The 11,371-nt window shown below is 55.6% G+C and carries 7 protein-coding genes, 4 pseudogenes and 1 CRISPR repeat array (1 of these 12 only partly in view); of the genes and pseudogenes, 4 read left to right on the forward strand and 7 right to left on the reverse strand.

The genetic code is table 11. From position 1 onward, the window contains the following. A CRISPR array of direct repeats spans window positions 1–1,089; the repeat unit is 36 nt; unit sequence GCTGGGGTTCAGTTCTCATTACCCCTGATAGACTTC (it extends 35 nt beyond the left edge of the window). Window positions 1,090–1,138: 49 nt separating this feature from the next. The 3 genes from cas2 to cas9 are packed head-to-tail and all read right to left on the reverse strand — an operon-like array spanning window position 1,139 to window position 5,670. Further along, a complete protein-coding gene (gene cas2, locus ABRP87_RS02790) occupies window positions 1,139–1,468 on the reverse strand; it encodes a CRISPR-associated endonuclease Cas2 (RefSeq protein ID WP_349867601.1) in 330 nt (109 codons plus the stop codon). Then, entirely contained in the window at window positions 1,452–2,405 is a 954-nt protein-coding gene (gene cas1, locus ABRP87_RS02795) for a type II CRISPR-associated endonuclease Cas1 (RefSeq protein WP_349867602.1), read from the reverse strand. The genes cas2 and cas1 overlap by 17 nt, the downstream gene beginning before the upstream one ends. Next, window positions 2,371–5,670, reverse strand: a complete 3,300-nt coding sequence (gene cas9, locus ABRP87_RS02800; RefSeq protein ID WP_349867603.1) for a type II CRISPR RNA-guided endonuclease Cas9 — start codon at window positions 5,668–5,670, stop codon at window positions 2,371–2,373. The genes cas1 and cas9 overlap by 35 nt, the downstream gene beginning before the upstream one ends. 255 nt (window positions 5,671–5,925) lie before the next feature. Here cas9 and ABRP87_RS02805 point away from each other — a divergent pair, with 255 nt between their 5' ends. Beyond that, window positions 5,926–6,936 (forward strand): o-succinylbenzoate synthase, encoded by a 1,011-nt coding sequence (locus ABRP87_RS02805; RefSeq protein WP_349867605.1) that lies wholly within the window; start codon window positions 5,926–5,928, stop codon window positions 6,934–6,936. Between the two features lie 61 nt (window positions 6,937–6,997). Here ABRP87_RS02805 and ABRP87_RS02810 read toward each other — a convergent pair whose 3' ends face one another. Beyond that, a complete protein-coding gene (locus tag ABRP87_RS02810; protein ID WP_239268790.1) occupies window positions 6,998–7,543 on the reverse strand; it encodes an OsmC family protein in 546 nt (181 codons plus the stop codon). 254 nt (window positions 7,544–7,797) lie between these two features. Here ABRP87_RS02810 and ABRP87_RS02815 point away from each other — a divergent pair. The 3 genes and pseudogenes from ABRP87_RS02815 (at window position 7,798) to ABRP87_RS02825 (ending at window position 10,620) form a co-directional block, all read left to right on the forward strand. Continuing rightward, window positions 7,798–8,967 (forward strand): annotated as a pseudogene (locus tag ABRP87_RS02815) (ABC transporter substrate-binding protein). Between the two features lie 14 nt (window positions 8,968–8,981). Then, window positions 8,982–9,863: an ABC transporter permease gene (locus tag ABRP87_RS02820; protein WP_349867607.1), complete on the forward strand. Its 882-nt coding sequence runs from the start codon at window positions 8,982–8,984 to the stop codon at window positions 9,861–9,863. Next, on the forward strand, window positions 9,856–10,620 hold the full coding sequence (locus tag ABRP87_RS02825; RefSeq protein ID WP_349867608.1) for an ABC transporter ATP-binding protein: 765 nt from the start codon (window positions 9,856–9,858) through the stop codon (window positions 10,618–10,620). The genes ABRP87_RS02820 and ABRP87_RS02825 overlap by 8 nt, the downstream gene beginning before the upstream one ends. A 74-nt stretch (window positions 10,621–10,694) precedes the next feature. On the opposite strand, the pseudogene ABRP87_RS02830 reads toward ABRP87_RS02825, so the two are convergent. The 3 pseudogenes from ABRP87_RS02830 to ABRP87_RS02840 all read right to left on the reverse strand — a co-directional run. Continuing rightward, a pseudogene (locus ABRP87_RS02830) lies at window positions 10,695–10,850 on the reverse strand (IS110 family transposase); the annotation flags it as partial. An 81-nt stretch (window positions 10,851–10,931) separates the two neighbouring features. Then, a pseudogene (locus ABRP87_RS02835) lies at window positions 10,932–11,081 on the reverse strand (IS3-like element ISRhosp1 family transposase); the annotation flags it as partial. Between the two features lie 56 nt (window positions 11,082–11,137). After that, a pseudogene (locus ABRP87_RS02840) lies at window positions 11,138–11,371 on the reverse strand (IS256 family transposase); the annotation flags it as partial.

The following is an 11,371-nucleotide window of genomic DNA, read 5'->3' on the forward strand; positions in this document are numbered from 1 at the left end:
CAATTCGACTAGAAAAGGACACCCACCAAGCTGGGGTTCAGTTCTCATTACCCCTGATAGACTTCCGAGCTCGGAGCACCTACTCATCGAAGGGCTGGGGTTCAGTTCTCATTACCCCTGATAGACTTCAAACTTTAAAAGATAAGGGCTGGCATATGCTGGGGTTCAGTTCTCATTACCCCTGATAGACTTCGTGCGGAAATGCGCAGGCAAAAGGATACGCTGGGGTTCAGTTCTCATTACCCCTGATAGACTTCACAGGGGATCAGAGCATAGAAAGGGGAGGCTGGGGTTCAGTTCTCATTACCCCTGATAGACTTCTGCTTCATAGTGTTGTTGTATCTCCTTTGCTGGGGTTCAGTTCTCATTACCCCTGATAGACTTCGCGCACGCACGCGGGTGGTGCGACCGACGCTGGGGTTCAGTTCTCATTACCCCTGATAGACTTCCGAACCGCATGCGAGACACTAGCAATCGGCTGGGGTTCAGTTCTCATTACCCCTGATAGACTTCTAGAGAACCTAATTAGCGCTGCGCAAAAGCTGGGGTTCAGTTCTCATTACCCCTGATAGACTTCGCGCTGCAATGACGACGGCGGATAGACTGCTGGGGTTCAGTTCTCATTACCCCTGATAGACTTCTAACCGCATAATCAACGCCACCTGCAAGGCTGGGGTTCAGTTCTCATTACCCCTGATAGACTTCACGAGGATTGCGCGCGCGCTCCCCCTCAGCTGGGGTTCAGTTCTCATTACCCCTGATAGACTTCGAACGATTCGGTGTCACCCAGTCGATGGGCTGGGGTTCAGTTCTCATTACCCCTGATAGACTTCATCGGGTCATTCTCACGCCAAGCACCGAGCTGGGGTTCAGTTCTCATTACCCCTGATAGACTTCTGGAGCGAAAGCACCACGTGGCGAGACGGCTGGGGTTCAGTTCTCATTACCCCTGATAGACTTCGTACGTTACGCCGTATGTCGAGGTAAGAGCTGGGGTTCAGTTCTCATTACCCCTGATAGACTTCCCATTCTGATTGGTTTGGGCGCATGGACGCTGGGGTTCAGTTCTCATTACCCCTGATAGACTTCAGTGCGGCCCAAAAAGGCCGTTTAACTGGAGTTTATCGGTGATCCTGCTTCAAAAAATTACGAGTTGGGATGGCTTTTCCTCTACTTCAGCCGGCTCTGCCTTAGAAAATCTGATGGCTTTTGCCCACTGATTATCAGTGACGGAAATTATCCTGATGTCGCCACCTTCTGGGAGAGCCGTCTTTATTTGTTTGACGGTCGAAGCGATTCTAGAAGACAGTGGGAAGTACTGGACATAAACGCTTAGTTGAGACCTGCAGAATCCGAGATCCAAGAGATGGTTTCGGAATTTGTTCGCTTCACTAGTTTGTTTCTTGGATTTAACAGGCAGATCGAACATCACCACACACCACATTGGTTCACTATCCTTCGCTGGCATCGAGGATTCCTTCCCAACGGGGAACGCTTAGATTACGAACTGCTCCCTCGACATACAGACCATAGTGCTGGCCAAATTCATTAAAAACGGTGCTTAATGATTTTCCATCAGCTTCGAAGGCCCAAGTTAGAGCAGTGGAAATTGCCGTCTTTTGAGAAGCAGCTAATTCATCTCCATAGTTGATGGTTGTGAATACGATCTGGTCCACCATGGGGCGGAAGGGTTCCATGAGATCGTCCACAAGAGCCCAGTTATTTCCACGGCCATGATGAAACACACCGAGTGTTCCAGATAGTCCAGCACCGGCGATGGCACGAATCCCGTAGCCACGCAAAAGCGTGTAGCCGTAATCCAATGCGGAATTCCAACCAGGATCGCCGACACCGGGTAAGCGCGAGAATGCTTGGTCATGCGATAGACAGGACCAGTATTTTCGGGCTGCTTGAGCCTCCCGATTCTCGGGATCCCCGGACTTTACAGTGCGAGATAGTTTAACCAGTTCATTGGCACCGTTCTTTTGTAGAGCTTTCAATACGGACGCCTGACCGTGGATTTTGGCAGCGACTATCCGAGTCCAGGCCTGTTTCTTTTTAGGAATAGAGAGTTGCGCTTGTGCTTGCTGTCGTGCACCCAACCGTGAGTGCTGATTCCATGGGTAGGCGCCAGACACTGGAACGCCCCGCCAATCGCAAACTAATAATGCGATGTCATAGTCACCAAACTTCTGAAGCACGGCACCACTGATTGAGCTCTTGGATCCGATCAGAACTACTGCAATTTGGGATAGGGGTATAGCGACATCGTCAGCATCGACCTTGCTGATGACGAGTTGACCCCGAGAATATCGAAGTGAACCGTGAAGATTCAGACAGTCTATTACTCGCCATCCAGCATTCATTTTCTTACTCCGCCTTCCACGAGATTGGAAGGTGCGCATTGCTGGTGAGCCTTGCTCTGCCCAATGCATCACGCCTTACCACCGTAACGTGTCCCTCACCAAAGAGTTTATTTATAGCAGGCAGCCAACCTGGTCGGTCAATAACCTTCTTAGCACCTATCGAAGTATCTTCACGCAGACCTTCTGCGCTCATTTGGAGTGGTCGGAGCCTTAACTTGGATGGGGAGTAAAATCCGTCCAACCGCCAACGCCGGACTTGACCGAGCTCGCTTTGCATCTCCGCGATTTGGCCGGTATCGAACTTAGACGTATCTATGACCAGCTCGTCATCGGTGACGAGCCAGCCTAGGTACTCTGCTGTATTTTCTGCCAGTGCCTTTCGCAGCTTTGGTTCGGCCTGTCGGACTGACATTGTTTGCGGTTTGATCTCAACAGAAAACAGGTCTTCGTGACGGTGTCGAATGAGATCGGAAGTATAGACGCGAAGCATGCAGTAAACCGGCGCTTTCTTGCCGGGAATCTTGTAAATGCGTGCATGGTGGAATCGGCTCAACTCGGCATAGCCGCCACGAACCTTGATGGCTCCCGCACCTACAGGGAATACTTCAATCTCATCTTCTGCGTCATACCAAGTACCGTGAATGCGGATCCGGCGATCTGGATTCTCTGGGAGTCCGTTCTTTTCATCGAAGTCCGGTTCGCGGGTAAGCGCACACCACAAAGCCTCGCTGGATGCGCGGTCGATATCGGTGACGGAGATGGCGTCGCCCACTCGAACGGTCTTCAATTCGCCAATGGTGTCCTCGTGTGCACGCCCATTTCCTAGGCGTAAACGCAAGTTAGAGGTAACGGTGATGCGATCTTCATCCAGCGCCTTTTGCAGTAGGCCAGCCAGTTTTTGCATTTTGGGAAGCCAAGCATTCCACGCAGCGCGGTGCTCTGCATCGGATCCGTTGAATTCTTTCCATTGTGAGGCGGCCTGTAGAAGCTGAGCTTCACGCTTTTTATTGGAACGAATCGCTAGGGTTTCCGCGACATAGTTTTGGGTGAATGCAATTACTGCCGCATCGACTGCATGGTGACGTCGGTCGAGTCGGGACTTTCCGGTTCCGTCAATAAACCGTAGCTTGTCGGAGATACCTGCAGCTCGGCGCGCTTCTGCAGTAAGCTCACCTCGATAGACGTTGACTACAGTATTTTCTTCTTGGAAGCGTTGTGCCACTCGGCCGCGCAGTTCGTTTGCCATCCACGCTACTGATTCCATGGAACGAGCGTCTAAAGGTTCATCGACAACGGTGCGTTTTAAGCGGTCGCAGACGTTCTTGCGGAATTTCTTAAAGTCTTTTGAAGTCATTCCGGAATCTTCTGACCAGTGTCGCGTCCTATCAAGTGCCTCTTTGAGGCTGACGCCTGGAATATTGGTTTGCGCAGCCCACACAGCAAAAGGAATGTTCTTTTTTGCCAAGTTGCAGCGATGACAGGTGGCAACCAAATTGTCCCTAGTATTTGTGGAGCCTTCCCCCGCGCGCGGAACGATATGGTCCATCTCGCAGGTTGTGTAGGTAATAGGAGAGCCGCAGTACGCGCATTGGCAGTTCTGCCTTTGTACAGATTGGTAACGCCACAAATCTGAACTACGCAGTTTTCCGTCGATGCCTAGGGTTTCCTGCATTTGCTTGAAGAGCTCTCGGTTCCGCCTGTGACGAGTATTGTTAGCTTTGTCAATTTCATTGGCTTTGGATTTGCTGATGAAGCCATCGCGAACGTGCTCGATCACCACAGACTTGGGAGCGCCCCATTCGTCGGCCGCAGCTTCTAACCACCGTGCCACTCCTTTGAGGACACGATCTACAGCTGGATTTCCAACGGGTTCGCCAATTCGAGGCGCGGGAGGTGCCCAGTTTTTGGGGATATCAAACTCAGCTAGGCGAGCTCCATAAAGATCCAGATTCTCGTCGAGCATTCGGCTAGTCAGACGCATCAAGGTGTCTTCACTGTATGCAGCACGCCCAATCGGGAGGTGAAGAGAATCTAGTTTCTCTTGTTCAGATTCATCCAAATTCGCGAAGAACGCTTGAACTTGTGCTCCGGCTGGGGAGTCGAAGTCTTCCACCTCGGAGTTGGATAGGGACTTCAGCATCGCAGCGCGCTCATCGTCGTTGGCGCCTTCCCACCAGTGCACGAGGGGTTTTACCTTGCACCCCAGGATAGTTCGGTTGGTGTCGTGCACCGGAGGCGTAGCTCCGGCGCGTTCACCATCATCGGTCATCGTGGCAGTGCCGCGGAGCTGGCCCCTGTCGATTTTTAAGATCTCGGCAACCTTGAGCCACGATGGTTCTTCTTTATGAGAGAGGTTGATCAGGTAGTTAAAAACGATGAGTTTTTCGTCTCGGTCGAGAGGAGTAGAAACACCGTCGCGGTAGATACGCAGGTTTCCAGCCAAAGCGGCGATTCGGTATTGCTGAAATGCATCGGAAGCTTTTAGAGCACGGGGTAGCTTTGGTTGCAGTGGGTCTTTTCCTACGCGTCCAATCTGTGCGCCCTTGGGAGATTCTGCGGCGAAGACAAGATCCAAAATCTGCTTTCTCAGGGGGTCATCAATTTTTTGTACTCGGCAGATTTCGTTGATTTCACGAGCGTGATCAGTCTGATGAAGACGGGCCGAGATTACTGCTTGATTAACCTGCTCCTGTGGTTTCTTTTCATCCTTTTTCTTCCCGCCACCTCGTAGCCTGTCCTTGCCAAATTGCGCAAAGGAAATTAATTGGCCGACGGTAACGGTCTCTGGGATCTTGCGGCCAGTAGACTTCTCGAGTTCTTTGCGGATCTGTTCAAAGGCATCGCTCGCCTTATCGGGGGAATACAAGCTCGATACTTTCCAGTACGGATTCCGCCAGCCACGATGGTTGGCAATATGGCGGAAAGCAATAGAGAGGTACATTCCGCGTTGGGCATCATCGGCGATATATCCATTGACCAACGCAACACGTGCATTCCAGGGGAGATAGGGATCGGAGTAATTCTCAAAGGGGCGAGTTTCCCATCCTTGGGCGGTGAGAAATTTTTCGAGATTTATCATGCGGCGACGACGGCGACGATAAAGGCGACGAGTTCGTCGAGCTACGCCAGAAGAAGCAAGTCTCGTTACCGCCCGCTTTTGCTGGTCTGGATCTAGTCCAGAATCGTGAATGAGCGATACCGAGCTCAAGATATTGTTCGGCTGGTCATTGTCATCTACTTCAATGGCGGTGCATCCCAGAGAATAGGTGCCAACATCGATGCCAACGCGGTAGGAGAGGGACAAGGGGAAAGACCTTTCAGATATGAGAAAAGCCGAACCCGAAGGTTCGGCTGGAGCATTCAACGTCGGAAACGAGCCGACGCTTACTGAGGTTCAGTTCTCATGTAAGAATATATCTCATTATTCGTAGCATTTGTAGACTAGGCAGAATATATCCACTCATTGGGGGTAAACATTAACCCTGCTGATTGGCTTCGATGGGCGATTGTGGTTTTGCTCACTTAGCTGGGGATAAGTAATGCCGGATAGTATGGCTCCATGAACATCGATGACGTTGTCGACCGCGCCCACGTAGTCTCCCTCCCGCTGGCCGTGAAGTTTCGCGGCATCACCACGCGGGAGGCGTTGCTCATTGATGGGCCTGCCGGTTGGGGTGAATTTGCGCCGTTCCTGGAATACGGGCCCGCGGAATCGGCCGCGTGGCTGCGCGCCGGGCTGGAGGCCGCTTACGAGGGCTTTCCTAAGCCCGTCCGCAAGTGGGTAGAGGTCAACGCCACCATTCCCGCCGTTCCCGCCAGCGAGGTACCCGCGATCGTGGATCGCTATCCAGGCTGCCGGACGTTCAAGATCAAGGTGGCGGAGAAGGGCCAGACGCTTGCCGATGACATCGCGCGCGTCCATGCCGTCCGCGAACACGTGAGTGCCCGGGGCGTTATCCCGGTGCTGCGCGTGGATGCCAATGGCGGCTGGAGCGTAGCCGAGGCGGTAGAGGCCGCCCAGGCACTCATGCCGCTGGACTATATGGAGCAACCCTGCGCCAGCGCGGAGGAACTCGTGGAGGTGCGCAGGCAGCTCATGCGCAACGGGCTTTTTGTGCGCGTGGCCGCAGATGAATCCATTCGCAAGGTTGAGGATCCGTACCGCGTGGCGGATCTGCAGGCGGCAGATGTAGCGGTGGTTAAACCCGCTCCGCTAGGCGGGGTGCGCCGCGTCCTCGAGGTGGCACAGCACCTGCGCGAACGGCACATGGACATTACGGTGGCCTCGGCGCTGGATACCTCCATTGGTATCAATATGGGCTTGGCAGCGGTGGCGGCGTTGCCGCAAATCTATGATGACGAGGACATCGACGTCACCCCGGCTGCGGCGGGCCTGGCCACGGGAAGCCTTTTCGAGGAAGACGTCACCGCGCCGCGTCAGCTACACGACGGGCACCTGCGCGCCGAGATCCTCGCCCCTGAACCGGACCGCCTGTCCGCCTTGGCCGCCCCGGCCAACCGCCGCGACTGGTGGTTCGAGCGCCTGCGGGAATCGTGGCAATTCCTGTAGTTACTCCTAAAGCATAAGAAAAGCGCCTGGCACTTGCCAGGCGCTGTTATCTATCTAAACCTTAGACCAACTCGTGGGTGAGGTTGGCCGGGCGGGTGTAGGTATTAACAACCGGGGACCACTTGATGGCGTCGTCCACGATCTTCTGTAGGGTCTCCTTGTCGGCGTCGCCGTCGATGTTGACCTTAACGTTGACGTCGGAAACGCCCGGGCGCTTGTCCTCGCCCAAGTCACCAACGCCCCAGGTTGGGGAGAGGTCGATGTCGCCAACGATGTCGAGCTCCAGCTTGGTCAGGGTAACGCCGCGGTGCTGGGCGATGGCCTGGATACCAACGTTAATGCAGGCGCCAAGACCAGCCTGGGCGACCTCGGTGGGGTTGGGTGCGGAGTCATCGCCAAGCAGCGGCAAAGGCTCGCCCACCTTGATGGTGTGGTCGCGCACGGTGGTGTTATTGCGGAAGAAACCGTCAGCCTCGGTGTGGGTGCGGACGTGCTTCTTAGCACCCTCAGGGTTGTCGATGTTCTTCTGTGCTAGGTCGTTGAGCTTCTCGCCGTCGATGGGCTCGAGAGCGTCGCCTTCGTTGTGATTCGGGGTGAGATCAGACATTAAATTGCTCCTTGTATCAGATGTTTATTAACTGATGGCGCCATCGTAACGCGAAGGCACATATAAATCTAGAACAAGGGGTCTATTTTGTGGAGAAAGGCAGGTCTAGAGTGAATATAAATGTGTGCACTGCATTAGTGAATATAAATGTGTGCACTGCATTTGCTGACCTGTGAATTTAGAAATTGACACCTTGGTACACCTAGCCTAGGTTCATTCTGAACAAACCACTTGGTCTAGTTAAGAAAGAACGTATGGTGCATAACCGGAACCTGTCGCGACGGCAGATACTGCGCAGCGCGATGGCAATGGGCGGGGTAGCACTCGGCTCGCAGGTGCTATCTGCATGCTCCTCGGCGCGACAGGAGGACAACGCTTAGTCCGGGAAATCCGGGCAGGGCGGGGAATCCCTCACCATCGGATTCGTGCCCATCGCATGCGCGTCACCATTGGTCGCGGCCGATGGCTTGGGCGCCTTTGCAAAGCAGGGCCTCAACGTTGAGCTGCGCAAATTCGCGGGATGGGCGGATCTCTGGACCGCCTATGCCACCGGCGCCTTAGACGTAGCGCACATGCTCTCGCCTATGCCGTTGGCCATCGATGCCGGTGCCACCAATGCCTCCCGGCCTACCGAGTTGGCTTTTACGCAAAACACCAACGGGCAGGCACTGACCTTGTCCACTTCCCACCTGGATACCGTGTCGCGGCCCGCGGATCTCAAGGGCATGGTGCTGGGCATACCCTTTGAATACTCGGTGCATGCCCTCTTGCTGCGCGATTACCTCGTGGCCGGCGGCGTCGATCCGGTTTCCGATGTGGAGCTGCGCCTGTTGCGCCCAGCCGATATGGTGGCGCAACTTTCAGTCGGTACCATCGACGGTTTCATTGGCCCAGAGCCCTTCAACCAGCGCGCCCTGACTACCGGCTCGGGCCGGGCCTTTGTGCCTACCCGCCAGATGTGGGATAACCATCCGTGCTGCTCGGTGGCCGTGGCGAAGGAAGTGGACCGGGGCGTGCGCGACCGCGTGGTCGCGGCGTTGCACGAAGGCGCCCAGTACGTCGATAGCCCGCACCACGTCCACGAATCGGCCTCCATGCTGGCCAAGGAGAAGTACCTGAACCAGAAGGAAGAGCTGATCTCGCGGGCGTTGGCCGGAAATTACACCACCTGGGACGGCAAAGAACTGGTGGATCCACAGATGATTAAGTTCGGAGGCAGCACCTCTGTCACCGCAATTACGTGGATGGCCGCCCAAATGGCCCGCTGGGATTTGGGCGGAAAGGCAATGCCGATGGATGACCAAGCGTTGCTAGATGTCACGAAATCCGTTTTGCCGCGCGAAGCCGATCTCACTACGGACCCAGTGGAAATCAACGGCCATTCCTTCGATCCCCTGCACCCCACCGCCGGATACCAGCGTTAAGGACCCCCACGCTTATGACCACACTGAAAAATCACAGCGCTAGCACCAGCACCGCGCACTCCACTGGCACCCACACCGCAGCGCCCAATTCGGGCCGCACCGCCGGCCGCAAGAAGAAGCGCCGGGAGAGCCCGTGGCAGGCGATGGGCCTGGGCATTGCGCTTTTTATTGCCTTCATCGCCATCTGGCAGGCGGTCGCGGCTGCGGGCTGGCTTTCAGATATCGCCCCCACCCCCGCGCGCACCTGGGATAGGGCCGTAGAGATCCTTTCTGATCCCTTCTACCGGGATGGGCCGACCTCGGTGGGCATCTTTTGGCACATGGTGGCCTCCCTGCGCCGCGTGCTCATTGGCTTTGTCATCGCCATGGCGATTGCTATTCCGCTGGGCTTTTGGTTGGGTTCTTCTGCCACCTTCCGCCGCGCGACGGATCCCTTTGTCCAGATCCTGCGCCCCGTCTCCCCGCTGGCATGGCTGCCACTAGGATTGGCGCTGCTTCGCGATGCCGAGAATACCGCCGTCTTCGTCATCATCCTCTCCGCTTTATGGCCGACGCTGCTCAATACCATCGAGGCCGTCCGCGGGATTCACCCCACGTATAAGAACCTGGCGGCCACGCTCGGCACGAACCGGCTGCAACAGCTCCTCTACATCGTCGGCCCAGCCGCGCTGCCAGGGATTATCACCGGCATGCGGCAATCGCTATCGACCGCCTGGTTGGTCATCGTGGCCGCGGAAATGCTCGTTGGCGGGCAGGGCGTCGGTTTCTTTGTATGGAATATGTGGAACCGCCTCGATATTGACGCCATCGTCGTGGTCATCGTGCTGATCGGTGTCATCGGATTGGCCCTGGATTACCTCGTTGCCTCCCTGCAGAAAGTGGTGCGCTATGACTAATGCCCATATCGAATTTGCTGGTATTACCAAAAGCTACGGCCCAACCAAGATCATTGGGGATACCTCAGTATCCATTGGAGAGGGCGAGTTCGTGTCCCTGCTGGGGCCATCGGGCTCCGGCAAATCCACCATGCTGAATATGATCGCGGGCCTGGCATGTCCCTCTACCGGCGAGGTGCGCGCGCGAGGCGAGGCCGTGACCGGCCCAGGCCCAGACCGCGGCGTGGTATTTCAAAACCACGCGCTCCTGCCGTGGATGACGGCGCGCGGGAATATCGAATTCGGGCTGCGATCGGCCCGCCCGGAGCTGTCGAAGGCAGAGCGCACCAAGATTGCGCAGGACTTCCTCGACGAGGTCAGCTTGGGCCATGCGGCCGACCGGCGCCCGTCGCGGTTATCCGGAGGCATGCAGCAGCGCGTCGGTTTGGCGCGCGCCTTCGCCATCGGCTCGGATATCTTATTGCTCGATGAACCCTTCGGCGCGTTGGATGCGCTTACCCGCCGCCAGCTGCAGTCGCTGCTGTTGAATGTGTGGGAAGAAAACCGCCGCACGGTGGTCATGGTCACCCACGACGTGGATGAGGCAGTATTGCTCTCGGATCGCATTGTGGTCATGTCGCCGGGGCCAGAGGCCACCATCATCGAGGACATTGAAGTGGGCTTGCCCCGCCCGCGCAGCGGTAGCGATGACTCCGCGGTGGTGGAGCGCAAAAATGAGCTGCGCGAACGGCTCCTTGGGCTGCTCGAAAACGGCTAGAGCGAGAGGATGTTCCTATATAGGTTGTCAACTTCGTGGGTGGGCTTGTTGGGGGTGTGTTGACTTTAGGTTGCTGCGGCGTTGAGTCTTTTGCCTTCTTTGCGTTTTCGTTCATAGAATTGCCGGGAACGCTCGTGGAATCTGATCGATGCAAAAGACGATTGCTATAGGGCGTTCTTTAATTTTTTGTTGCCAGCCCGATTGGGCGAATTCGACATAAGGGCCTGACCCCCGAAATGTGGACACGTCGGGGGTAGCTGTGCTGTGGGGTTGCCCGCAAATCGTGGACACGTAGTGGAGCTACCTAGTGGTTAGGCAGCTATTTCTTTTCTGCTGGTGGTTAGGCTGGTGTGGTTCTCGAAATCGACAGGGCTTACCATCCCGAGAGCGGAATGCCGGCGCCGACGGTTGTAGACCACTTCAATCCAGTAAGCCACAGCCTGACGCGCAGCAGCGCGGGTTGCCCAGTGCTTCCGGTCGCAGGAGCGTGTCAAGTTGTTTGTGTGTGGGGTTAGGTTTATAGGTATTTGTCGAAGCGGTCGGGAAAGGCCACGGCCATTTGGTTGATGGCTTGTTTCCAGCCAGAAACTCGGGCTCCTTCCATGAGTCTGCCGGCTGTTCTTGAGACTCGTTTGCCTTGCTTGGCCCTCTTTAAGGCTCGTTTGTCTTCAATATTGCAGATCATCAACCACAGCGTCTTGAGCGCGGATTCATCGTTAGTGAACTGCACCCTGTTGCGGGTGGCTTTACG

This window comes from Corynebacterium sp. KPL2830 (assembly GCF_040225635.1).
Classification (GTDB): domain Bacteria; phylum Actinomycetota; class Actinomycetes; order Mycobacteriales; family Mycobacteriaceae; genus Corynebacterium.